23 protein-coding genes are annotated in these 24,601 nt (G+C 49.6%); 10 read left to right on the top strand and 13 right to left on the bottom strand.

Annotation, left to right across the window (positions count from 1 at the left end; all coding sequences use genetic code 11):
- Positions 1-147 precede the first annotated feature (147 nt).
- Together BV405_RS00900 and gabT are read left to right on the top strand one after the other, a co-directional pair.
- A complete protein-coding gene (locus BV405_RS00900) occupies positions 148-1,611 on the top strand; it encodes an NAD-dependent succinate-semialdehyde dehydrogenase (RefSeq protein ID WP_086478971.1) in 1,464 nt (487 codons plus the stop codon).
- A 96-nt stretch (positions 1,612-1,707) separates the two neighbouring features.
- Positions 1,708-2,988, top strand: coding sequence for a 4-aminobutyrate--2-oxoglutarate transaminase (gene gabT, locus BV405_RS00895; RefSeq protein WP_086478970.1), 1,281 nt, complete (start codon positions 1,708-1,710; stop codon positions 2,986-2,988).
- 227 nt (positions 2,989-3,215) lie between these two features.
- Here the strand turns inward: gabT and BV405_RS00890 are convergent, their stop codons facing one another.
- The 4 genes from BV405_RS00890 to BV405_RS00875 all read right to left on the bottom strand — a co-directional run bounded on the left by BV405_RS00890 (position 3,216) and on the right by BV405_RS00875 (position 9,493).
- The gene (locus BV405_RS00890) at positions 3,216-4,076 is read right to left on the bottom strand and encodes an HNH endonuclease (RefSeq protein WP_086478969.1); all 861 of its coding nucleotides are present in this window, start codon (positions 4,074-4,076) and stop codon (positions 3,216-3,218) included.
- Positions 4,073-5,659: an AAA family ATPase gene (locus tag BV405_RS00885; protein WP_217895540.1), complete on the bottom strand. Its 1,587-nt coding sequence runs from the start codon at positions 5,657-5,659 to the stop codon at positions 4,073-4,075. The genes BV405_RS00890 and BV405_RS00885 overlap by 4 nt, the downstream gene beginning before the upstream one ends.
- An 857-nt stretch (positions 5,660-6,516) precedes the next feature.
- On the bottom strand, positions 6,517-7,455 hold the full coding sequence (locus BV405_RS00880) for a LysR family transcriptional regulator (protein WP_086478968.1): 939 nt from the start codon (positions 7,453-7,455) through the stop codon (positions 6,517-6,519).
- 883 nt (positions 7,456-8,338) lie between these two features.
- Entirely contained in the window at positions 8,339-9,493 is a 1,155-nt protein-coding gene (locus BV405_RS00875) for an iron-containing alcohol dehydrogenase (RefSeq protein ID WP_086478967.1), read from the bottom strand.
- 705 nt (positions 9,494-10,198) lie between these two features.
- On the opposite strand from BV405_RS00875, the gene BV405_RS00870 reads away from it, so the two are divergent.
- The gene (locus tag BV405_RS00870) at positions 10,199-10,876 is read left to right on the top strand and encodes a hypothetical protein (protein WP_086478966.1); all 678 of its coding nucleotides are present in this window, start codon (positions 10,199-10,201) and stop codon (positions 10,874-10,876) included.
- A gap of 76 nt (positions 10,877-10,952) precedes the next feature.
- Here the strand turns inward: BV405_RS00870 and BV405_RS00865 are convergent, their stop codons facing one another.
- Positions 10,953-11,705, bottom strand: a complete 753-nt coding sequence (locus tag BV405_RS00865) for a TrmH family RNA methyltransferase (RefSeq protein ID WP_086478965.1) — start codon at positions 11,703-11,705, stop codon at positions 10,953-10,955.
- Positions 11,706-11,824: 119 nt separating this feature from the next.
- On the opposite strand from BV405_RS00865, the gene rlmE reads away from it, so the two are divergent.
- On the top strand, positions 11,825-12,445 hold the full coding sequence (gene rlmE / locus BV405_RS00860) for a 23S rRNA (uridine(2552)-2'-O)-methyltransferase RlmE (protein ID WP_086478964.1): 621 nt from the start codon (positions 11,825-11,827) through the stop codon (positions 12,443-12,445).
- A 39-nt stretch (positions 12,446-12,484) separates the two neighbouring features.
- On the opposite strand, the gene fdxA is transcribed toward rlmE, so the two are convergent.
- Positions 12,485-12,808: a ferredoxin FdxA gene (fdxA, locus tag BV405_RS00855; protein WP_086478963.1), complete on the bottom strand. Its 324-nt coding sequence runs from the start codon at positions 12,806-12,808 to the stop codon at positions 12,485-12,487.
- Positions 12,809-13,009: 201 nt separating this feature from the next.
- Between fdxA and BV405_RS00850 the strand changes: the two genes are divergently transcribed.
- On the top strand, positions 13,010-14,626 hold the full coding sequence (locus BV405_RS00850) for an NAD(P)/FAD-dependent oxidoreductase (RefSeq protein ID WP_086478962.1): 1,617 nt from the start codon (positions 13,010-13,012) through the stop codon (positions 14,624-14,626).
- 139 nt (positions 14,627-14,765) lie between these two features.
- Here the strand turns inward: BV405_RS00850 and BV405_RS00845 are convergent, their stop codons facing one another.
- Together BV405_RS00845 and BV405_RS00840 are read right to left on the bottom strand one after the other, a co-directional pair.
- On the bottom strand, positions 14,766-15,542 hold the full coding sequence (locus BV405_RS00845) for a hypothetical protein (protein ID WP_140054408.1): 777 nt from the start codon (positions 15,540-15,542) through the stop codon (positions 14,766-14,768).
- Positions 15,543-15,687: 145 nt separating this feature from the next.
- On the bottom strand, positions 15,688-16,620 hold the full coding sequence (locus tag BV405_RS00840; protein WP_086478960.1) for a LysR family transcriptional regulator: 933 nt from the start codon (positions 16,618-16,620) through the stop codon (positions 15,688-15,690).
- A gap of 292 nt (positions 16,621-16,912) precedes the next feature.
- Between BV405_RS00840 and BV405_RS00835 the strand changes: the two genes are divergently transcribed.
- The 3 genes from BV405_RS00835 to BV405_RS00825 all read left to right on the top strand — a co-directional run bounded on the left by BV405_RS00835 (position 16,913) and on the right by BV405_RS00825 (position 19,133).
- Entirely contained in the window at positions 16,913-17,518 is a 606-nt protein-coding gene (locus BV405_RS00835; RefSeq protein ID WP_086478959.1) for an FMN-dependent NADH-azoreductase, read from the top strand.
- A 250-nt stretch (positions 17,519-17,768) separates the two neighbouring features.
- Positions 17,769-18,740, top strand: coding sequence for a zinc transporter ZntB (locus tag BV405_RS00830; protein WP_086478958.1), 972 nt, complete (start codon positions 17,769-17,771; stop codon positions 18,738-18,740).
- A 111-nt stretch (positions 18,741-18,851) separates the two neighbouring features.
- Positions 18,852-19,133 carry a peptidylprolyl isomerase gene (locus BV405_RS00825; protein WP_086478957.1) on the top strand — a complete coding sequence of 94 codons (282 nt, stop codon included), beginning with the start codon at positions 18,852-18,854 and terminating at the stop codon, positions 19,131-19,133.
- Between the two features lie 18 nt (positions 19,134-19,151).
- Here the strand turns inward: BV405_RS00825 and BV405_RS00820 are convergent, their stop codons facing one another.
- The 4 genes from BV405_RS00820 to BV405_RS00805 all read right to left on the bottom strand — a co-directional run bounded on the left by BV405_RS00820 (position 19,152) and on the right by BV405_RS00805 (position 22,225).
- On the bottom strand, positions 19,152-20,042 hold the full coding sequence (locus tag BV405_RS00820) for a sensor domain-containing diguanylate cyclase (protein ID WP_086478956.1): 891 nt from the start codon (positions 20,040-20,042) through the stop codon (positions 19,152-19,154).
- 48 nt (positions 20,043-20,090) lie between these two features.
- Positions 20,091-20,621 (bottom strand): dihydrofolate reductase family protein, encoded by a 531-nt coding sequence (locus BV405_RS00815; protein WP_086478955.1) that lies wholly within the window; start codon positions 20,619-20,621, stop codon positions 20,091-20,093.
- A 94-nt stretch (positions 20,622-20,715) separates the two neighbouring features.
- Positions 20,716-21,258, bottom strand: coding sequence for a DUF2058 domain-containing protein (locus BV405_RS00810; protein ID WP_086478954.1), 543 nt, complete (start codon positions 21,256-21,258; stop codon positions 20,716-20,718).
- An 82-nt stretch (positions 21,259-21,340) separates the two neighbouring features.
- Positions 21,341-22,225: a LysR family transcriptional regulator gene (locus BV405_RS00805; protein ID WP_086478953.1), complete on the bottom strand. Its 885-nt coding sequence runs from the start codon at positions 22,223-22,225 to the stop codon at positions 21,341-21,343.
- A 157-nt stretch (positions 22,226-22,382) separates the two neighbouring features.
- Here BV405_RS00805 and BV405_RS00800 point away from each other — a divergent pair, with 157 nt between their 5' ends.
- Positions 22,383-23,060, top strand: a complete 678-nt coding sequence (locus tag BV405_RS00800; RefSeq protein ID WP_086478952.1) for an FMN-dependent NADH-azoreductase — start codon at positions 22,383-22,385, stop codon at positions 23,058-23,060.
- 30 nt (positions 23,061-23,090) lie between these two features.
- Here the strand turns inward: BV405_RS00800 and BV405_RS00795 are convergent, their stop codons facing one another.
- Positions 23,091-23,537 (bottom strand): winged helix-turn-helix transcriptional regulator, encoded by a 447-nt coding sequence (locus tag BV405_RS00795; RefSeq protein WP_086478951.1) that lies wholly within the window; start codon positions 23,535-23,537, stop codon positions 23,091-23,093.
- Between the two features lie 118 nt (positions 23,538-23,655).
- On the opposite strand from BV405_RS00795, the gene BV405_RS00790 reads away from it, so the two are divergent.
- Positions 23,656-24,510, top strand: coding sequence for an SDR family oxidoreductase (locus BV405_RS00790; protein ID WP_086478950.1), 855 nt, complete (start codon positions 23,656-23,658; stop codon positions 24,508-24,510).
- The last annotated feature ends 91 nt before the right edge of the window (positions 24,511-24,601 follow it).

The raw sequence follows: 24,601 nt of genomic DNA, 5'->3' as shown, positions 1-24,601 counted from the left end.
TATGCGTTGATTGTTACTCATTTTTTAAAATCTGGCCGTTCACTAGACTGCACGTACTTTGGCAGCACTTGTCTTGGACTTCTATGTCCGGACTTAATCCCCTGCCGGCGAATTACTGCTTTATGTGCCAGGAAGTTGGAGCAAAACATGTTACTAAAATTAAAAGATCCACAGCTACTTAAGACACAGGCTTACATCAACGGTGAATGGGTTAACGCTCAGAGCGGTAAAACCTTCAGCGTTAAAAACCCGGCTACTGGCCTGCACATTGAAGATGTTGCTGACCTGGGTGCAGAAGAAACCCGTCAGGCGATTGAAGCTGCTGACAAAGCAATGGTTTCCTGGAAAGCAAAAACCGCTAAAGAGCGTGCTGTTATCCTGAAGAAGTGGTTCGACCTGATGGTTGCTGCTCAGGAAGATCTGGGTCTGCTGATGACTATCGAGCAGGGCAAGCCGCTGAAAGAAGCGATGGGCGAAGTGATGTACGGTGCTTCTTTCATCGAGTGGTTCGCGGAAGAAGGTCGTCGTGCCTACGGTGACGTTATCCCATCCCACGCTGGCGACAAGCGCATCCTGACTGTTAAACAGCCTATCGGTGTTGTTGCTGCGATCACGCCTTGGAACTTCCCGGTTGCTATGATCACCCGTAAAGCAGCTCCTGCACTGGCAGCGGGTTGTACTATCGTGATCAAGCCATCTGAAGAAACTCCTTTCTGTGCACTGGCAATGGCTGAACTGGCACACCGTGCCGGCGTACCAGCAGGTGTACTGAACGTAGTAACCGGCGTTAGCGCTGCGGCTATCGGTGGCGAGCTGACTTCCAGCCCTATCGTTCGCAAGCTGAGCTTCACTGGTTCTACTCCGGTTGGCAAACTGCTGATGAAGCAGTGTGCAGACACAGTTAAGAAAACCTCTATGGAACTGGGTGGTAACGCTCCGTTCATCGTATTTGACGATGCCGACATCGACGCTGCTGTAGAAGGCGCAATCGCTTCCAAATACCGTAACGCAGGTCAGACCTGTGTATGTGCTAACCGTCTGCTGGTTCAGGCCGGTGTACATGACGAGTTCGCTGAGAAGCTGGCTAAGCGCGTTAAAGAGATGCAGATCGGTAACGGTACAACTCCAGGCGTTGAAGTTGGCCCTCTGATCAACAAAGCGGCAATCGACAAAGTAGACACTCTGGTTAAAGCCTCTGTTGAGCAGGGCGCTGTTGTTGTAACCGGTGGTGAGCGTCACTCCCACGGTGAGCTGTTCTACACCCCGACTATCCTGTCCAACGTAACTCAGGACATGCCGGTATTCACTCAGGAGATCTTTGGTCCTGTAGCACCTATCGTTCGTTTCGAAACTGAAGAAGAAGCGATCGAAATTGCTAACAACACTCCATTCGGTCTGGCTGCTTACTTCTACTCCGAAACCATGAGCCGCATCTGGCGTGTTTCCGAAGGTCTGGAGTACGGCATGGTTGCAGTAAACGACGGCATCCTGTCTACCGAAGTTGCACCTTTCGGTGGTGTTAAAGAGTCCGGTACTGGCCGTGAAGGTTCTAAGTACGGTCTGGATGAATACCTGGAAATCAAATACATGCTGCTGGGTGGCATTCGCTAAGAATCCCCTTTCAGCCTCAGGTGCTCACAACTGAGCACCTGCATTCCCTTTTTGTGTGTGGTTTGCCACGGCAGACCTTTATTTGTGGAGTACATCATGTCAACTAATGCATCTTTGCAGGATCGTAAGAACAAAGTTTTCGCTGTAGGCCAAGGCAACCTGGCACCTGTTTACGTTGAGCGTGCTAAAAACGCTGAAATGTGGGACGTTGAAGGCAACCGCTACATCGACTTCGCAGCAGGTATCGCAGTACTGAACACTGGTCACTGCCACCCTAAAGTGATTGACGCTGTTAAAAGCCAGGTTGAAAACCTGACTCACACCTGCATCACTGTTACTCCATACGAGCCTGCAGTTGAGCTGGCTGAGAAGCTGGTTGAAATCGCTCCTATCTCTGGCGACAAGAAAGCTATCTTCGTTACTACTGGTGCTGAAGCGGTTGAGAACTGTGTGAAAATCGCACGTGCTCACACTGGTCGTCCGGGCATCATCGCATTCAACGGTGGCTTCCACGGTCGTACTAACATGACTATGGCGCTGACCGGTAAAGTGGTTCCTTACAAAGCTCAGTTCGGTCCTTTCCCAGCTGGCGTTTACCACGCTCCTTACCCGAACGAACTGCACGGTGTAAGCATCGAAGACTCTCTGAAAGCTCTGAAAATGCTGTTCACTTGCGACATCGAAGCGTCTCAGGTTGCTGCGATCATCATCGAGCCAGTACAGGGTGAAGGTGGTTTCTACCAGGCTCCTGCTGCGTTCCTGCAGGAACTGCGTAAGATCTGTGACGAGCACGGCATCATGCTGATCGCTGACGAGATCCAGAACGGTTTCGGTCGTACCGGTAAGATGTTCGCTATCGAGCACGCTGACGTTGAACCAGACCTGATGACTATGGCTAAAGGTATCGCGGGTGGTTTCCCACTGTCTGCAGTAGTTGGTAAAGCAGCGGTTATGGATTCTTCTCCTGCTGGCGGTCTGGGCGGCACTTACGCAGGTTCTCCTGTTGCGTGTGCAGCTGCACTGGCAGTACTGGACGTAATCAAAGAAGAGAACCTGGTTGCACGCGCAGCGGCAATCGGCGAGCAGATGAACCAGCGTCTGAACGCTCTGAAAGAAGAGCACTCTCAGATCATTGGTAACGTTCGTAACGCAGGCGCTATGGTTGCTATGGAACTGATCCAGAACGGCGACATCGACCAGCCAAACCCTGAGCTGACTAAAGCTCTGGTAGCTGCTGCTCCTAAGCACGGTCTGATTCTGCTGTCTTGCGGTATCCGCGCTAACGTTATCCGCTTCCTGCCAGCTCTGACTATGAGCGACGAAGTGCTGAACGAAGGTCTGGATATCCTGGCTAAGATGATCGCTGAGCACGCTTAATACTATTAAGCACGCTAGAGTGATACCCAATACCCCGGCCTAGGCCGGGGTATTTTTTTGGGTGGGGTTTGGGAGAGTGAAAAGGGATTTACCAAGCACTCCCCTACTGGACTGGCTTCCATGCCCTGCGTGTTTTTTTCATTTAATGCCGTCAGCAGAGGTGCAGCGAGGTTACATCCTACTTAATGGCTTGTTATAACTTGTACTAGAGATTCCAGCTAAAAAGCTCACAAAAAACCACTATCACAATACCAGTCACTACCTGCAAGAGCTTGGAACATAGCTGTTTGCCATGAGTTTTTATGCTGTTGACCGGCTGCTTGAGCCTCAATCGTTAAGTGTTGCCTTACTCCCTTAACACCCAATAACTCTTTGTAGCGAGACAAAGTATCTCTCAAACAAGCAATCTGATTTCCAGCTTCTATCGAATACCGGGAAGCTAATTTAAAGTCTCTAAAATGAGCCTGAACTCTCGCCTTAGAAATATCATCCCAGTAATCCGGTGCTTGAACATAGAAGCGGACAGTCGCAGGTGTCGTATGAATTACTTCTGAAAAAAGCCATTGTTCATCAATAAAATTCTGTTGATCAAAATAAGGGTGCAAGCACTGGTCACCTGCAATGGTCGCTACAGCTGTGCTCTTCCCCGTATTACAATCCTTACAGGAAGGCACAAGATTTAGTGGCACAACCGATAACTGAGGATATTTGGTTTTCGGTAGATAATGATCCAAAGTAGACGCATGCCCCATTCCACAAAATGGGCATCGACCTAATGGTGCCCGCGATAACAACAAGTCATATATCGCCCTTGCAGGCTTGGTTTTAGCTACCATATGGCTACTATACACCCCCTTAAGCTCCTTCTTTGTCACCGCACCTAAGGCTATATCATTATTTCCGCAATCATTGGGTGGAATGGTATACAGCCGTTTAGCAGTAGCTCTTTGCTGATAGTCATCTGCTGATACACCAATATCATTGGCCAATGCATTTAGACGATTACGCAAGTTATCGTCTGCAATGCTATTAATACACGTTTGGTAAACCACTCGCGAATCTTCACCAGGTGGAATCATAGCTCTCATCCATCAGCCCTCCCTCGTGAGTCCCGAAGCAAAACCATAGATCGTAGTATCGCTTTACCCTCAAAGCCCAGCTGGTTTTGGTATTCCTGCTCTATTTCTTCATAGCTCTTACCTTCATCCACTGAGGCTGCCAATAAATTATGAAAACCTGATTTGGATACCTCTAACCCGAAAACCTCACGCGTCAAAACTCCCACATTCTCAGCAAAAGTTTCACTTTCCGGCCTGTCAACATTTGAAACCAGTCGAGTTCTTCTGAGAATAGATACACATGATTTTGGGACTTCCTGCAATACGACTGGCGAATGGGTAGCAATAATCGCTACGCCATTACGATTAACAAGCAAATCAGATAAGGCTCTAGTGAATGCGGAAAGTAGTGGTGGATGAAGATGGCTTTCTGGTTCGTCAAGGAGGACTAAGGTTTTTTCTTCTACGGTTTCAACCAGTTTTGTAACGGACAAAAGTACAATGGCATGGCCTGAGCTCATCCTATCAAACAGCGCGGAGGCTCTTTCAGAAAACTGCACTTTTGTATCTGATAAATCATTATCATATACATTAGTGAGCTGACATAAGTCCATTTCGGCAAAATTAAAGTCCGACTCTAGCTTTCTAACAGCATTAACCCACCTATCTCTTTTAGCAGTCAATGAAAAACACAGTTTCAAACTGCTAGTAAAATCTCGACATAGATCGCCTTTATCTTTCAACCCCCACTGAACCTGTTCTTGCTGAGCAAGACGTTTTTTTAACCCAACATAGTAATAACGCATTCCTGCATTTGCATCTGGTTGATCAACAGGGGGGGTAAAAGGATCAAATGCACTAAAAGATACAGAGACCACTCCAGCAAAATAATTCTCATGGAGTGCGGCAGCACCTGCCCATGCAGAGCGAGTAGCAAAATATCCTGTCTCCTCCACCGCACCTCTATCAGGAACAAGTGCATCTACCATATTATTTAACAGGGTTGTTTTCCCCACTCCATTACGACCAATCAATATGTGGATATTGGAAGAAGGCTTGGTATTTGGATTTACTTGAAATTCAACCTCGATGCCAGAATAACGATCATTGGCAGCCTTTTCATAAAAGAAGTCATAATCTGTAAGGGGGGCCTCGCCGCGCAGGATTCTTCGAAACTGCTGCTCTATAGTGGAGCGATTAACCGTCCTCGTTAACGAGGTATTAAAAGCACCTTCATTCTCAGCTACAGCCAGACGGTTTTGATCATGAACGACATCACCTAGAGCATTTAGTATATCAATAGCCATATTCCCAGTGAGACTATTAACAAGAGTTTGGTAATAGTCGGCATCTTGGCCTAGAGAATAAAAATTGTCAGGCAACACATCGAACTGTTCGTCGATCTGCTGATCTGTCCACCCTCCATATTGGCCGATAAATCCGATCTTAAGATTACCGAGTTCTTGCTTATTACCTTGTTCATCAAAGACGGTAAGGGTAAATAGCGTCTTATAACCGAAATCATCCCAAGTATTAGGTTGCAGGTAGGCCGTATTAAAAGCTTGAGGGGGGAGTTGACCAGGCCTAACAAGCTTCTGGAATATAATTGCCACTGAAATATTTCCTTTATTCAAATCTCAAAAAACGCAATGACAAGTGTATCCGGAAAAGTCATTACATCTATTGATACTCCTATTTAAGCAAGTATTTTCCGATAACATAAAAGGTTTACAGCCATCTATTCGGATTTTAATCGGGCGTTCGAGCTTCGCTGATCTAGTTCTAATCATTTTAGCTTTCTTTTATCGGAACTATGTTAGGGCCAGAGTGGCCAGATCACAGGTTCAACCTGTCGTGTCATCTTTGATACTACCTGCAAATAATCAGGCGTCCTCTACTCTTTGTTAACGAACGCCTCTGGCTAATAAAGCCCAGGCTACCGCACTGACTTATTCGCCACTGCTTTTTAATATCAAGCATGCAAGTTCGACAATTTAAATATAACGTCTAAAAATTAGAAAAGACTTTGATTAGAAAGGAAAAATCCATTTTCTGATCTGACTGCTTCCCTGCTAAACGCGCATACGCGTTATCACGCCCTTTACCTTAAGAGCAGACGCGGCCTGCGCTTTCAAAAAGGGCGGCTACGATTTCATTAATTCGTTGATTTTACAGCTTATCTTAATTAGCAAAACCGCTATACAAGGCTAAAGTCTGACGGATTATGACACCAGAAGATTACAGGGTATGCATTCCCACGCGGAGCGGTGGGAACGAGGTTGGTTACGGCGTTGGTATGTATTCCCTCGCGGAGCAGCGGGAACTAGACGGGCGTAGTCGTTAGTGACGAAACCACAGAAATCAAAAAGCCCGCTGTTTACAGCTCCCATCGGGAGGGTAAACAGCGGGCTTTTCTATGCAAGACTATGCGCTGGAGTTTGCGTTGATTACCCCAGCCTACAGCCAGCGATCACTCACCGGTATTAAAGCGTTCGCGCAGGATGCGTAGGAACAATTCGCGGGGTTTGCTTGGCTGTGCAGTTTTCTTCCAGATGGCCGTCATCGGCAGTTCGTAATAACGCTCTTCCGGTGTCAGGGGCTGGATCAGGCCATCATCCACGTAGGATTGGGCGTAACCCTCGGGCAGGAAGCCGATAAACTTGCCGGAGAGAATCATCGCCAGTCGGCCTTCGTAGAAGTAAGCCTCGGCGGCGCGATTCAGACCGGTCATCAGTTCATCAACAGATTCGTGAGGCTTCAGACCTGCGTGAACCAGCGGCAGGCTGTTGATCAGCTCGTCGGTCAGTTCTTCATCCGGCAGTGCAGCCACAGGATGTTTGCTGCTGACATACAGACGGCAGGTATCACTGAACAGGTCGATATAGTCGAGACCTTCCAGCTTGCGGTGGCAAGGAATAAAGCCGACATCCGCACGATCATTCAGCACCATGCGCTCGATCTCAGCCATAGAGGCCACGTCGTTTGCCAGGTGAACACCGGGGGCTTCATCCGCGAAGGTTTCGATCAGCTCCGGGAAGCCGATACGGGGATCAAGACTCACGGTATCGGACAGGACGATTTTCAGGCGACCGGTCAAACTGGAGTTGAGGTTGTTTACCGTCATGCGGAACGCATCCAGCGAGTCCAGTAGGTTTTCGGTCATCTTGTAGATGACTTCGCCCTCTTCTGTCAGCGAGAAGCCGGAACGTCCACGCTTACACAGCACCAGATTAAGACGGGATTCCAGATTGGAGATGTGCAGACTAATGGTCGAGCGACCGATATTCAGCGCGGTTTCTGCGGCTGAAAAGCCTCCGCAGTCGGCTACGGTTTTAAATACTTTGAGCTGTTTGATCTCATAGTCACCCACCTGACCCAGTGAGTAGTTTTTCGCACTCTTAGCACTCATAGGAACTGCAACTGCCTGAAAAATAAGATGGAATATGGGGTATGTATCGGAGCGGCTAGTGTACCAAAGGAGTGTGCCAGATACCCGATATCTGCAAGGATATTTTATTCGGCGGGGGAATTCGACAAAAGTTTGTTGCAAACAAAACTTTATATTGATTCGGTGAGATTTTTAATCAAAGGGGGTTTATCTATTATTTAACACGTGGATGGCACCTGAGGTTTCCCTCTGATTCATGCTTGCTTGTAATGAATACTCAGGTGGTCGACACCGGTCATTTCGACACCCTGCTGACCGGATACCATTCGGCCCGGTAATCCGCATTTACCGGGCCATTTTTTTACTGCCGGTCGTGCAACCGCAGTAAAAATGCTTTTCTTGCGAAAAGTGTAAGTTGTTTTTATCCCTCGGAAAGTTGTTTGCCCGGCTGCATCTCTCGCTGCAGGCCGGGCTTTTTTTATCCCGATTTCTCTGCAACCAAGCTGCGCTAACGGTGACTTATGTTTGTCACTTCTGTTGGGTGTTTCAGTACATGTCTGAGTGTGCTTTTTTTCAAGCTTGTTTTTAGATCTTCTCTTTTCAGATCATGCCGTTACTGAAACCGCCAGCAAACTGAGGAAGCGCAGTATACCGCCACTCTACTAAAATCCGATATAACACCAACATCACATTGACAGATGCTGATTTTACATATCAGCACCGCCTGATAAACCACTATCCTATCAGGGTTATTTTCGCCCCTCCCCGAGTCACTCTATACAGCCAGATAAGACCATCTATAAAAAGACCAGCCATAAAGATCAGCTATAAAAAAAGACCGCTCAATCAGCGGTCTTTTTGACGATCTTGCTTTGATCTCTGCGCCAAAGAAGCGCTTACCCGATTACAGGCAGCGCTTCAGTACCGCAGCACTGACTTCTGGGGTCACATCCTGATGTTCACCCAGTGCGATCATATTGTGCTTTTTCAGCGCTTCAATCATCGGCGGAATATCGTCCTCACCCACGTTGTAGTCGCTCAGGCGGGTTTGAATACCCAGAGATTCGAAGAACGCACGGGTCTCTTCGATAGCACGGTCGATACGCTCATCTTCGGTGCCGTGTTCAATCGCCAGCACTTCACGGGCGTATTGCAGCAGTTTTTCACGCTTCTGCTCGCGCTTCTCTTCCATCATGGCTGGCAGAATCACCGCCAGCGTCTGACCGTGATCCAGACCGTGCAGCGCGGTCAGCTCATGGCCGATAAAGTGCGTTGACCAATCATGCGGTACGCCCAGACCGATCAGACCATTCAGCGCCATGGTCGCTGACCACATCACGTTAGCACGTACGTTGTAGTTCTTTGGCTCAGACAGGGCTTTAGGGCCGTTATCCATCAGAGTACGCAGAATGCCTTCTGCAAAACGATCCTGCAGATCCGCCCCCACCGGGAAGGTCAGATACTGCTCTACGGTGTGAACAAAAGCATCCACGATACCGTTCGCCACCTGCTTGGCTGGCAGAGAGTAAGTCACGGTTGGATCAAGAATGGCGAACTGCGGATACAGCGCACGACTGTAGAAGGGCATTTTGTCCTGAGTTTCGTAACGGGTAACAACACCGTTCGGGTTACTTTCAGAACCGGTTGCCGGCAGGGTCAGAACCACACCCAGTGGCAGCGCCTTACGAACCTTGGCACCTTCGGTGAGAATAGTCAGAGGATCACCCTCAAAGCAGGCTGCACCGGCGATAAACTTGGTGGCATCCGCCACAGAACCACCGCCTACGGCCAACAGGAACTCACTGCCATCGGCTTTGATCTGTTCCAGAGCTTTCAGACAAGTGTGAAAACCCGGGTTTGGCTCGATACCGCCAAACTCAGTCCATTGATGTTCCGCCAGCGCTGCAGCTACCTGATCGTAAACACCATTGGTTTTAATACTGCCGCCACCGTAAATCACCAGTACTTTTTTGTCTTTAGGGATAGAGGAAGCGATCTTGCTAATCTGGCCTTCGCCAAAAATCAGTTTGGTTGGGTTCTGAAAACTAAAGTTATACATGACCTAGCCTTTTTTATGTTTATAAGCGCGTAAATTGGCGCTAGTTTAACAGCCGTTTTATCTGCCATCCATGGGACTTGCTGCTGATAAATGATCAGAAAGCAGCACACAAGCCATTTATAGGTTTGAAAATTTGTATCGTAAAACAGGCGTTTAAGCCTGACGCGGTCTGGTCAGCAGATTTTGCTCTGCAGCAGAAATCGACTGGTGTGGACAAAACGCCCTGCAAAGCCCTCAAGATCCCCGCAAGATCACGGCAAAATCTTTATCACTTTCTGAAAAGCGCTTTTAAAACAGCAAGATGCCCCGAGAAAAAGTTGTCCACAATTTCGGTGAACAATTCTGTGCATAATTCCTGAATAGGCCGATTCGAGGGCGATATCATGCTGGATTGCGCGGGGTGATGTCAGATTGTTCAACAAATCGCCAGATAAGATACCGATACATTACACCTTAATATCTCACTTTCCTGTCACCCTCCTGCCTTTAATCTTTCAGCAAACTGAAATCACTCTGCCCTCGTTCAGTCAAATTACAGGGTTAGCTTTAAACCCGTGCTTTCGCACACGCAGCAATAACAAGGTAGTTCAAACTGCCTGACCTGAACAGCAAACGCTGTTTGGCAAACATAGGCAGACAGAACACCGGGCAACATCAGGCGCCAAGGTAATTTTGGATATGACCGGAAACGGACGAGGATAAACCATGATCTACCCAGAAAACCGCCGCTGTAACCCTGATCGCTTTACCCAGAAACGCGCTGAGAAGGATCTTCATGGCGCAGCCCTGCCACCGGCTCCGGTTAATGGCCCGCAGGTCTACGGCCACCCTGCCGATGGAGTGATTGCCAAGGCTCTCTTTTCCAAGCCTCTTATATCCAGACACTTTATTTCTAAACCCAAGGCACCGGATAATCTCTGGCTTAATATCTTCAGGATACAGAAAAGTGCGGGCTACCTTTGTCCACTGCGGCTGCGTGTAAAAGCAGTGTTAAAACACCTGATCTCTTCTGTTTGCATTGGCGCTCTGGCGCTGTCGGCACAGGTACAGGCTCAAACTGATGCTTCTGCCAAACCGCTACCAAGCGGCATGCTGACGACAGAACAGCTGAAGCACCAGTGCCAACCTCTGATGGAAGGCAGTCAATCGCTGATGTCGGCGTTTCAGTCCGGCCAGTGCAGCAGCTATATTCTTGGTATTTACGATCTGGTGGCGCAGCAGTGCCCTCGCCTCAGTATCAGTCGGGATGATGCAGTTCGCAGCACGTTGGTGCATCTGAGTGGACTTGCTGATAATGCTGCGGCTAAGAAGGCTCCGGCGGTAAGAACTATCGACCAGTTCCTGTCGAACCAGAGCCAGTGCCTTCCGGTGGCGAGCCTTTAACGGATAGGCAATAAAAAAGGGTGATCCGCTGATCACCCTTTCTTTTTCGAACCTACTAAAGCTTACGATTAACCGGCTATTTCGCCATAGATAGCTGATAAGACGTAATACCCACAGAACTTGCCAGATTCAGCGAATCAATACTGCCACTACCCGGAATGGTATAAGCATCGGCATTGAATGCCGACAGCGCATCTGACGGTACGCCCCGCGCCTCATTACCAAACAGGTAGCACTGGTAATTGCCAAACTCAGGATGGCTTAACTGTTCGCCCTGCAGGTCGAGGTAGGCAAAGCGGTCAAAACGTGCGGATAAGCTCTCAAGGGGCACATCCAGCTCAATCGGCAGATGGAAGATTGCCCCCATACTGGCGCGAACCACCTTGGAATTAAAGGGATCAACACTGTTCGGACTCAGCAACAGACGGAAGTTACCAAACCAGGCCAGCGTACGAATAATAGTCCCCAGATTGCCCGGATCCTGTACCTCATGCAGATAGATGCAACGCTCTTCCGACCCGGAAGCCCGATCAGGCTGAGCACTCAGATCCGGCAGCGGCACACAGGCGATAATGCCCTGCGGGGTTTTGGTATCGCTCATCTGAGCCATCTGTTTTTCACTGACAACTACCGGCTTAAAGCCAGCACCCAACTCAGCCGCCCACCCCTGATGGGCTTCGGTGATGTAGAGCGTGACATTGGCTGCTGATGGTTGCTGTTTCAGGGCTTTTTGCAGCTCCAGAACCAGATGCTCGCCTTCCACCAGATAATGGCCCAGCTGTGTTCGATATTTCTTCTGGTGTAGCTTTTTAACGTCGTCTAATTTCATTTACCTGCCTATTTGGCTCTTAATACACATCAGGCTTGGAACGGTGTGCCAGTGTTTTGCAATTCAGGGGCGAAAGTTTACAATACGCGCCGTTTTAACGACAGCAGAGTCACCTCCCCATGGCCAGATCAAAAACCAGTCAGAAATGGCTGGACGAACACGTTAACGATCCTTATGTAAAAAAAGCCCAGCTTGATGGCTATCGTTCCCGTGCCAGTTACAAACTGATAGAGATTAACGAGAAAGATAAACTGTACCGCCCCGGCAGTGTTGTGATCGATCTCGGCTCCGCACCGGGTGGCTGGTCTCAGATCGTAGCGCCGGTTGTGGGTGATAACGGTCGTGTGATCGCGTCGGATATTCTGCCGATGGATGTACTTGAGGATGTGACCTTTATTCAGGGTGACTTCACCGAAGAGTCAGTCTACAACGAGATTCTGGATGCGCTGGATGGTCAACCGGTAGATACCGTGATCTCCGATATGGCACCCAATATGAGTGGCGTGAATGCTACCGATCAGTATTCATCCATGTATCTGGTGGAACTGGCACTGGATATGGCGCGCAACGTGTTAAAACCCGGCGGTAACTTCTGCGCCAAGGTGTTCCAGGGCGTTGGTTATGATGAATACCTGAAGGATGTGCGCAGCTCGTTTGATAAGGTCTACATCCGTAAACCTGCCGCATCCCGTCCGCGTTCACGTGAAGTCTATATTGTGGGCAAGGGTTTTAAGAGCTAAGCCCTTAATATCGGAAACGACGTTAAGGGCTGAATGCCCTTAACGCTCAAGCAGATGCAGTTTATCCGGCACACCGTTCCAGTCATTGGCATCTTCCGGCGGCGCTTTCAGCTGGGTAATATTCGGCCAGCTCTCACATAACTCAGCATTGAGTTCTTTATAGATCAGTTGCTCAGGCGGCAGCTCGATATCCTGATAGATGGCTTCTGCCGGACACTCAGGCAGGCACAACCCGCAATCGATACAGATCACCGGATCAATCACCAGAAAATTCGGGCCTTCAAAAAAGGCATCCACCGGGCAAACAGGAACACAGTCGGTGTACTTGCATTTAATGCAATTGTCGGTCACTACGAAGGCCATTGCGGGCTGAAATCTCCATCATTTTTTGTTGGCGGCAAGTGTAATGTAGCTCACTTAAAACTCAAGTTTTTTGCACCTCTTAAAAGCCCTCGCTATCCACCTAACCCCCGGCAACTGCATCTACCTAAACCCCGGCAACTGCTTTAGAATGCGCAGTTTGTCTTTGGCACCGTCCTGAAAAGTAAACGAGTACTTTTATTTATGTTGCGTTTAACCGATATCAAACTCCCTCTTAACCATGATGAACAGGCTCTGGAGCAAGCGATTCTGCAGAAGCTGTCCATTAAGAAGCCGCAATTGCAGTCCTTCAATGTTTTCAGAAGGGGTTATGACGCACGTAAGAAAAGTGATATCCAGCTGATCTACACCTTAGATGTTGAAGTGGCTGATCAGGACAAGCTGCTGGAGCGCTTTGCTAAAGATCAGAGCATTCGCGTTACGCCGGATATGACCTACAAGTTTGTTGCCGAAGCCCCTGCAGATCTGAAAGAGCGCCCTGTGGTGATCGGCCTTGGCCCCTGCGGTCTGTTTGCCGCACTGATTCTGGCGCAGATGGGCTTTAAGCCGATTGTACTGGAGCGCGGTAAAGCGGTGCGTGAACGTACCAAAGACACCTTCGGTTTCTGGCGTAAGCAGCCACTGAATCCTGAATCTAACGTGCAGTTTGGTGAAGGCGGTGCCGGAACCTTCTCAGACGGTAAACTCTACAGCCAGGTAAAAGATCCCAAGCACTATGGCCGCAAGGTACTGAACGAGTTTGTCGCCGCCGGTGCGCCGGAAGAGATCATGTACGTCAGCAAGCCCCATATCGGCACCTTCCGACTGGTGAATATGGTGGAAAAAATGCGCCAGCAGATCATCGATCTGGGCGGTGAAGTGCGTTTCAGCACCCGGGTTGAAAAACTGGATCTGGATGAGAAAGGTGACGGCTACAAACTGAAAGGCCTGCACCTGTCCACAGGCGAGTATCTGAAATGCTCCCGCGTGGTGCTGGCAGTCGGTCACAGTGCCCGTGACACCTTCCAGGCGCTGTACGATCAGGGCGTCTATATCGAAGCCAAACCTTTCTCCGTTGGCTTCCGTATCGAACACGAACAGAGCATGATCGACCAGTGCCGCTTTGGCGATAACGCCGGTCACCCGATTCTGGGTGCAGCAGATTATAAGCTGGTACATCACTGCAAAAATGGCCGCAGCGTTTACAGCTTCTGTATGTGTCCGGGCGGTACCGTTGTGGCAGCGACCTCTGAAGAGGGTCGCGTGGTGACTAACGGCATGAGTCAGTACTCCCGTAACGAGCGCAACGCCAACAGCGCCATCGTGGTGGGCATCGAACCGGAAAAAGATTATCCGGGTCACCCACTGGCAGGTATCGATCTGCAGCGCGGTCTGGAAGAAGCGGCATTCAAAGCGGGCGGTGAAAATTACCACGCTCCGGCTCAGCTGATCGGTGATTTCCTTTCCGGCAAGCCAAGTTCTGAACTGGGTGAAGTGCAGCCGTCCTACACGCCGGGTATCACTCTGACCGATCTGAGCAAGGTGGTTCCGGACTTTGTCACTGAAGCGATCCGTGAAGCGATTCCGGCATTTAACCGTCAGATTCGTGGCTTTGCCAAAGATGATGGTCTGCTGACCGGTGTCGAAACCCGTACTTCCTCCCCGGTTTGTATTAAGCGCGGCAGAGACTATCAGAGTATCAATGTGGAAGGTCTGTATCCGGCAGGTGAAGGTGCAGGTTATGCCGGTGGTATCTGGTCTGCGGGTATCGATGGTATCCGCGTTGCAGAGTCACTGGCTCTGGCAGCTCTTGAAGACTAAAAACAGCTAGTCGGTAAAAGCGTCAGCCACAAAAAAGCCAGCCCGCTTAACAGCGGGCTGGCTTTTTGTTTATCTGACTTTCTTTATATGGACAGCGCGGTTTTCTTTGTCTCGATAGGACGAAAGACAGAGCAGAGATCTATTCGAACGGCATATCGCCAAAGGCACGGTAGGTACGCATAAATCCTGCTTCCAGACCGATTGCCGCATCTGCCATATCCTGATGGGAACCACCACGCAGAGCTTCACGCATATTGTTCAGTGCCATCTGCTCCTGAGCAACCGCCTGCTTCAGCTCAACAAAACGATCATCGGTGAAACCGAACAACTGCTGATCAAACTTAGCACGACTTACGTGATGACGAATCGCTTCCCAACGGGGCCAAACCTGAGCCCAGTTCTTCTGCAGGGTTTTGATCTGCGCTTTGGTAAAGCGCTTGCCGGTTTTGTTGTCAGCAACTTCGATCATGGCATCCATATAAGGCTTGTAAGCGTTCAGCTCATCAACGTAGTAGCTGATGCCGTTACGCTCACGCAGGCCATGCAGAGTCACCGTTACCGCTGCCAGCTGTTTCTCGGCACTTTCCAGATCACCCTGCTGAACATCGATAAAGGCTTCGCTCACCATACCGGAAGCGATATCCAGAAAGTGCTGCCACTCAGGGTCATCACTGTTTACCGCGAATGTGGTAACGAAAGAGCTCCACTGCTGGGAGAACTTCATCATCGCATCGCTTGCTGATTCACGATCACCCTGCCCGATATAGATCATGGCCGGGATATACTGACGATCCATTTCGATGGTGGCCTGAAGCAGGGCATTGTCATTCGCCGAAGCGGTGCCGGACATCACCACAGTTAACGCCACAAGCTGGATGGCTCGCGAAACAAGAGTCCTTAACCGTTGCAGAACCATTGCTTACTCCTATTGATTCATAATTGACGCAATTATAGCCCAAGCCAGAACAGGATAGATATGCCCTGAAGGGCGCATAAGCTATTTGTTTATGCTTTGTTTTTCTGTTTACCGCCTGACGCGCGCACTAAGCAGCGCTCAAAGGCTAGCTCTGATGCACACCTAAGGTTTGCAGATGTTTTTTACAGTTCCCGGTGCGGCCTTCCTGCATCAGAATCTCATAAAGTCGTCTGCCCCCCGGCCCTAACTGATCGGGATCGGGAATCACAAGACTCACGGTGCCGGATCGGGTGGAGGAGAAATCCACATCTAGGGCGATAAACTCGCCACTTGCCAGCTCCTGCAGGACTTCATGCCGGGGAATCCAGCAAAAGCCCAGTCCGTGCTTCAGAATCTGTTTGGCCCGCTCGAAGCTGTCTACCGTCCAGCGCTGCTCCGACTTCAGCCAGCCCTGAGACTCCGATGGCTTAAGGGCATTGTCCTTAATCACCACCTGCATGTGCTTGACCAGTTCCTGCTGGCTGATCGCCTGCCCCAGAGTTGCCAGCTCATGACTGTGATGAGTCACCAGCATAAATTCGACCCGGCACAGCTCTTCAGAGGTATAACCCTTGGGCACATGGCCGGTAATCGCCAGATCAACGCTGTTATTGACGATCTGCTCGACGCTGCCGGTCAGCACCGTATCAATAATTCGAATACGGGTGCCGCGACTTTCCGGATAGAAACGCGCCAAAGCACGAAACAAAAGATCCCTTGGGTAGATCGCCTCCACACAGATATTCAGCTGTGGCTCCCACCCCATATCGATATTTTCGGCCAGTTTCTCCAGACCTTCAGCGGTTTCTGTCAGCACACGGGACCGGCGCAACAGGGCCTCCCCTGCTTCCGTCAGAAAAGCCTTGCGGCCTTTAACCTGCAGAATCTCCACACCCAGCTGATGTTCGAGCTTTTTAACCGCATGATTGAGAGAGGACTGACTGCGATGCAGCGCCTCAGCGGCATGAGCGTAACCACCGTGATCAACCACCGCCTGCAGGATACGCCACTGTTCCAGAGTTGTTTTATGCCCCGCCATAACCCCTTTTGCCCCCTACCTTTTGCACCTTTTATCCCTGCCTTTCTAAGAAATCGAAATAAACGACAGATTACCAGCCGAAAACAGCGAACCTTTCAATTTTATTGGTTTCAAGCTGCAACAATTCTATTTCGTAGAATATATAGCACTATTTAATGCAATTTTCTTTCTTTTTGTTCGGCATAAAATGACACCCATAGCAACAAGCCAGACAGACCACTCAGCCTGATCAAGCTTAAGACGGCAAAACAACTGAGTGATTTCTGGCCAGAACCTAATCAGAGGATAAGCCATGAAAACATTATTAGTCGTTCACTCAAGCCCTAAAAGCAGCCAATCTATCACCCGCGACCTGACTGCTGAGTTTGTTGAAAAGTGGAAAGCCCACAACCCGAATGGTCAGATTGTTCAGCGTGATGTGGGTATCAACCCTCCTCCGCACCTGACTGAAGAAACCATTGGCGGCTTCTACACTCCCGCCGATCAACGTTCTGAAGAACAGAACAAAGCGCTGGCAGTATCTGACGAACTGATTGCCGAACTGCGCGCTGCTGATGAAGTAGTTATCGCATCACCAATGCACAACTTCACTATCACGTCCGGTCTGAAAACCTGGATCGACCAGATTGCCCGTGTTGGCGAGACCTTCCAGTACACCGAGACAGGTCCGCAGGGTCTGCTGAAAGATCGTCCGGTTTACGTGATCACTGCAAGTGGCGGCGACTACCGTGCACACACGCCAATCGCGTTCCTGAACCACCAGGATACTTACCTGAAAGTGGCTCTGAACTTTGTTGGTCTGCAGGATATCCGTCTGGTACAAGCGGCTGGTGTATCTGCAGGCGAAGCGCCAATCAACGAAGCCCGTGAAGCCCTGAGCGAAGCGATTAGCGCATAAAACCTGAAAGCAAACAGGTAGAAAATAGAGCAACCCCAAAAGGTCAGCCTGATCCCATCGTCAGGTCTGACCTGCTCGGAAACACCCTCTGTGAGAAGCAGCTATGCTGAATCACAGCAGGGTGTTTTTTTGCGTTGAAAATAAGTGTTTTCAGCGGATGGATTATGGACGTACACTCCGCCAAATAGCCTCAGGTCGCTATCACATTTCTGTTTTTTGTTGCTGTTCAAGGATCACCAAGGAGAGCCCTATGCCAGTATCATCCGGTTTAATTCATGCGTATCTGTTTAATGATCAGAAGGGTAAGACGCTCACCGCGGAAGAGATTGATCAGTGGCAGCCTGAACAGGGCTTACTCTGGCTGCATCTGGATTACACCAATGAAGAGGTTCAGAACTGGCTGGAACAGGAATCTGGCCTTGAATCCGTAGTGGCAGAAGCCCTGACAGCAACTGAAACCCGTCCCCGCTGCACGCCATTTAACAACGGGCTTTTGCTGCTGCTTCGCGGGGTTAACCTCAATCCAGAGGCTGATCCGGACGACATGGTATCCATCCGCCTCTGGGTGGAAAAGAACCGCATCATCAGTACCCGTAAGCGCCAGCTGCAATCGATTCAGGATCTGCTCTCCCAGATCCGAAACCATCAGGCACCGTCAACCAGTGGTGAGTTTATTGCCGACCTGACCGACAACCTGACCTGGCGGATGCGGGAAACCATGGAAGGCTACGAAGAGACGCTGGCCGATCTGGAAGAACGGGTTCTGACCGGCGGCCATGACGAAGTAAAAGTGGAGCTTTCTGCTCTGCGACGTCAGATCATCACCCTGCGCCGCTATCTGGCACCGCAACGGGATGCTCTGGCACGCCTGCATACTGAGCGATTCAGTGGCCTGAGTGAAGCTGAACGCCTGCAGGTTCGGGAAACCACCGACCGTTTGATCCGCTATCTGGAAGATCTGGATGCGATGCGGGAACGTGCTGTGGTAATTCAGGAAGAGCTGCTTAGCCAACTGTCGGAACTGGGTAACCAGCGGGTTTATCTGCTGTCGATGATTACCGCTGTTTTCCTTCCACTGGGCTTTCTGACCGGACTTTTGGGGATCAACGTGGGCGGCATGCCGGGAACCGACAGTTCAGAAGCCTTTTGGTGGGTCAGCGGCGGTCTGTTCAGCTCAGCGATTGTGCTGACATTGCTGCTTCGCAGGAAAAAATGGCTATAATGGCCGGCTTTTTACAGGTGTAGCCGCAAGTTCGGCACAGCTAAGTCTCGCTTTCAGCACAGTTGAGCCAAGTCTTAGCAACACCAAGCCAAATTTTATGAGGACAGCATCATGGCCACTGCCTGCGCACGACACATTCTGGTTAAAACCCGCGAACAGGCGGAAGTGATCAAAAAGAAACTGGCAGTCGGTGGCGACTTTGCCAAGCTGGCTAAACAGCACTCCCTTTGCCCATCGGGCAAGAAAGGTGGTGATCTGGGTGAGTTTCGCCGTGGTGCTATGGTCAAGCCATTCGACAATGTGGTTTTCACCAAACCGATCCTGACGGTTCATGGTCCGGTTAAAACCAAGTTTGGCTTTCACCTGATAGAAACCATCTACCGCAATGACTGATTTATTTCGGGCATAAAATCAAAAACGAAAAGCGACAACCCGATTGCGGCCATTCTTCTTGGCCTGATACAAAGCCTGATCCGCATCCTTAACCAGCTCCCATACCGCATTACCAGAATCAAAACTGGCATAGCCGATGGAGGCTGTCAGAGAGATCAACTCATCATCGTAGGGCACCATCAGTTCTGCAATTCCCTGTCGTAGCCGTTCCAACACCTGCTGGGCAACCCGGGCGTCCGTATCCGGCAACAAGAGAAGAAACTCTTCCCCGCCATAACGCCCAACGCTATCGGCTTCACGCAGAGACTTGGTCAGAAAACGGGAAACCGCCTTCAGCACTTCATCACCCGCCAGATGGCCATAGTTATCATTGATCGATTTGAAGAAATCGATATCGATCATCGCCAGCGCATAAGGTGCGTTACTGCGAATCGACTGAGCATGATTCTTTTCCAGAATCAGTCCGATTGAGCGCCGGTTAATCAACCCTGTCAGCCCATCGAAAGAGTGATGTTGGGCAACAATGGAATCCCGCATACGGCTGAGTAGTTCGACCACTTCCGCCTTTGTGGAGTTCAGGGTGCGAAAGTCCTGCAGAGAAACCTGCTCGTTCTTCTGATACTGGAGAACAAGATCCCGGGCAGCATCGTGCATCTCTTTATGAATGGATTCGAGTACTGAAAACTCAGGAGCAGCACGCAGCGCCTCAGACACACTCTGGTAATACCAGCAGCCAAAACCGCACTTTGTATGCGCCATGGGATCAATGATCTGTTCATTAAAAGGCTGCTGACAAACCAGCCCTTCCAGCAACATCTCATACCAACTGCGGTGATTCACCACCGCCCGCTCAAGAATCTCAATGGCTTCATTGATCTCATCAGCGGTAAAGCTGTATCTCGGGCTCATAGGCTCCTCCTGCAGCGGGGCAAGAATACAGGGGCTATCTCCTATGAATCAGCATAACAGGTATTTTGTCTTTACCAGTTGATCTAACAGAACTTCTGAACCCTTTAGCTGAAGCTTTTTCTTTGCCTCCAAGTGACCAAACAAAGAAATCCCTTGCCCCAGAATCACCGGCAAGGTCGTTACCGTCATCTCATTCAGCAGATCCTGACTTAAAGCGCTTTGAATCAGTTTTCCACCATCCAGATAAAGGCTTTGCACGCCTTTCTCATCTGCCAATACCGCCAGCATTTCAGCAAGGGTTCCACTGATCAGAAATGCCTTACCCTCAAGATCCGCAGGAATCCCTTTCAGGGAATTACTGGCAACATAAACCGGCTTATCGTAGGGCCAGAAGCCGAAACTGAGCACCTTTTCAAAGGTGTTACGCCCCATCAGAAGCGCATCAACTCCTGCCATAAATTCCGCAAAACCCAGATCACTGCCTTCGGGATTTTCGATCTCTTCCAGCCAATCCAATTCACCATTTGGGCCGGCGATATAGCCATCCAGACTCTGTGCCATATAAGCGATAACTTTCATCTTAACCTCCTGTCTCAATTGCAGTTTTATCTGTGCAAGACTGATAAAGCAAAAAGCCTGCACAGGGCAGGCTTTTTGGCTTTCGAATGGGGTGTTACCACATCAGATCATCAGGAATCTGGAAATCTGCGTACGGATCATCCTCTTCCTCATCACCGGTATCCGGTGCTTTCTCGTTCAGCACGATCGGCCAATCCGGCTCACGCTGCAGAATCTTTTCAGCAACCTTAGGTGGAATCAGCTCAAAACGGCCTTCCAGCTCGGCAATGGCCAGACGACCTTTCGCCAGCTGATCCGAGATCTTAGGCTGAACATTAATCTTCTTAACCTTCTTGTCCATTACAAAGTTATGGGCAAGATCACCAGCGAAATCGGAAAGGCGGTTCATCTCGATCAGTTGCTTCACCTGAGCTTTGATCGCTTTCTTCTCTTCTTCCGCTTTGCGCTCCAGGTTCAGCTGACGATCACGTTCCGCCTTCTCTTTGCGCTGCTGCTCAGCACGCAGCTTCACTTCATCTTCCTGACCTGTGGTGCGCTTAACCTTGGCTTGTTTCTTCTTGTGGTTTTCCGCCTGTTTAACCTTTTTCTTGTTGGTTAAACCGGCTTTTAACAGCTGATCCTGCAGGGACTTGCTCATAAATCTGACCGTAATTCCGTTATCAATAAAAATACTGAGTATCTGGCTTATTTAACTGGCGCATATTATCCCTGTTTTTAGCTCAGGATTCATCTGCCTCTCCGGTAAAAAGCTTTTCCAGCCATTCAAGCACAACAGCCTGCGCCGGATGCCCTAACAAACTCTTTTCAGGTAAGTAATAGCCCAGCTCCGAGGGAACACTAATCGGGGTATAAGCTTTAAGAACTCCTGAGCAAACAAAACTCCTCACGAGAAGAGTCGAACAAAATACGAGCCCCTTGCCAGCGATAGCCTCATAAATCCCGAGTAACTCCTGATCGAAGTAAACAATAGAGTCTTCTGAACACTCAAAATCTGAAGCTTTGCACCAGTTCAACCAAGGAGATAACGGAAGCTCTTTATTTTTCCAACGGGTTAACAAGACAGACTGAGTTTGACCTTGCCGGATGCGGTTCAGGCATTCAGGGGTACCAAATAATGAATACTTATCCCGGTGCAACAGTCTGTTTTGATGATAGAAATAATCTTTGGAATCAAAAGGAATCTGGCCAAAGCGAACAGAAAGCCCGTTTGCCTCCGAGCGAATATCCTCCCCCGTGGCAACATCGATATTTATGCTTGGGGCAGCCTGATTGAACTTTGCCAACTCCGGAACCAAAACCAGAGCCGCGAAAGCTGATGTGGTATTTATTTTTATTCGATTGCCCAATTCAGCGACGTCATCAACCGCCTGCTGAATCTGTAAAAAGCTGTTGGTGAGCGCCTCGGACAGTTTCTCACCTGAAGGGGTCAACCCCACACCACGCACTCGGCGATAAAACAGGTCAACTTTCAGACGCTGCTCCAAACGCCTGACATGATGCGATACTGACGTTGGTGATAACGCCAGCTCTTCAGCAGCAGCCTTGAAACTTCCCAGCCTTGCAGCCGACTCAAAAACCTTTAGCCCCTGCAGTGACACATTCATCGATTAACACCCTCATCTTGAATCATTAATAAGCCTAACGCATAGATGATTTTTTTACATCTATAGATGCTATTAACCCCTTTGTCAGAGACAGCCTGCCGTCCATAAAATCCACAAGCACTCAACGACAACACAAGCCTCAATAAGGATCTAAAACATGTATTCACTACTTCATATCGATTCAAGCGTGCGGGCGAAAAGCAATAGCATTGAAGCGCATAATTCGATTTCCCGGAATATAGCCGGTCATTTGATATCAGAGCTAGAGCAAGCAAATGCCATTGCCGAATATTCCTATCGTGATGTAGGCGCTAACCCTCCTGACTTTATTACTCAGGAATGGATAGGTGCAGTATTTACATCTGAAGAAAAGCGGACAACTAAGCAGAAAGCACTGCTGGAACAATCCGATGAGATGATCGACGAGCTTGTTAATGCAGACCTGATCATCATTTCAGCGCCGATGTACAACTACGGCATGCCTGCTCACTTGAAGGCATGGTTTGACCAGATTGTCCGCGTCGACAAAACCTTCAGCTTTGACCTCTCACGGGGAGACTTTCCACTAGAACCCATTCATAGCGGCAAAGAAATGGTTCTGATTACCTCCAGCGGTGAATTTGGCTTCCATAAAGGAGGGATTCGCGAAAAGATGAATCATCTCGCCCCCCATATAGAAACTCTCAGTAAGTATTTAGGTGTCGAAAAGATGACCGAAATCGCCTGTGAATATCAGGAATTTTCCGATGAGCGACATGAGGCATCCAAGCAAGCCGCTTATAGAAAAGCATCTGACCTGGCAGAAAGCTTAAGCCAACGAGAAAAACTTAACTAAAGAAGAGGCAGCCTGTTTAAGGCTGCTTTGTTACTCCTCAGCAGCCCGCTTCTCGGCCACTAAGCGCTGGGCTTCGCTGATCTGAGGCATCTTCTCTTCGATCCAGTTGGCGATACCTGCAACTTGTTCTGCGGCCTCCTCCCCCAGTGTGGATAGGGAATATTCCACATGAGGTGGTACAACCGGATAGGAATGGCGCAGTACAAAGCCGTCACTTTCCAGAGACTGCAGCGTTTGCGCCAGCATCTTTTCACTGACACCTTTGATCTTGCGGCGCAGATCACTAAAGCGCAGGGTATTGCCCTGCAAAGCCACCAGAATCAGTACGCCCCAGCGACTGGTGATATGTTTGAGTACATCCCGTGACGGGCACTTATCAGAAAAGAGATCTCCCCTGCGGAAACGCTCGGTAAAGCTGGCGTTATCTTCAACTGTTGAAGAATCGGAAACACTCTTTTTATCGCTCACAGCAGCCATTTTGATACTTACCTTTTTGTACGTACTTACTAAAGGTAAGTATCGTTGATAACCTGACCTCAATGCAACACAACACGTTTTCTACCCAATCGTAAATATCATTATTGAGGAAAAAACTATGATTCTGGTAACAGGTGCAACCGGTCAACTGGGCCGTCTGGTGATTGAACAACTGCTGAAAACTGAAGCTCCCGAGTCCATCATCGCGGCTGTTCGTTCTCCTGAAAAGGCAGCAGATCTGGCAGAACAAGGCGTTCAGGTTCGTGCGATGGATTACACCAATCCGGCGAGTATACAAACCGCGCTTAAGGGTGCAGAGAAAGTGCTGCTGATCTCTTCCAGCGAAGTCGGTCAGCGATTCCCGCAACACAAAAACGTCATTGATGCAGCAAAAGCTGAAGGCGTTTCTCTGCTGGCTTACACCAGCATTCTGAATGCCACAGAGAGCAAACTGGGACTGGCCGCAGAGCACGTTGAGACCGAAGCCGCTCTGGCTGAATCCGGCGTGCCTCACGTACTGCTGCGCAACGGCTGGTACACAGAGAACTATTTGGCAAGTATCCCACCAGCTTTGGAGTTTGGTGCTTTTATCGGTGCAGCGAAAGAAGGCCGTATCGCTTCTGCAGGCCGTATTGATTTCGCTGAGGCCGCAGCAAAAGTGCTGACCAGTGAAGGACACGCGGGTAAAACCTACGAGCTGGCCGGTGACGAGAGCTACACACTGGCAGAACTGGTTGTCGAGCTGAACAAACAAACCGGTAAGTCCGTTGTTTATCAGGATATGCCGCAAGCCGACTTTGCAGCAGCCCTTAAAGGTGCAGGCCTGCCGGATGGTTTAGCCGATCTGCTGGCGGACTCGGATGCCGCTGCGGCAGAAGGCGGTCTGTTCGATAACAGTAAAACATTGAGCCAACTGATCGGTCGCCCGACGACGTCACTGGCGACGCTGATGGCAGAAGCACTGAAGGCTTAATCTTAAGCTTCGTAAGTTGCCGCCGTGTGATCTGCTCACACGCCAAAAGAACAGCCCGCAACTGCGGGCTGTTTTATTTCAGGTGCCTGTA

The sequence above is a fragment of the Oceanospirillum sanctuarii genome, assembly GCF_002150805.1.
Classification (GTDB): domain Bacteria; phylum Pseudomonadota; class Gammaproteobacteria; order Pseudomonadales; family Halomonadaceae; genus Oceanospirillum; species Oceanospirillum sanctuarii.
The sequence above is the reverse complement of the archived record's forward strand: the minus strand, read 5'-3'. Positions and strand labels throughout refer to the sequence as shown.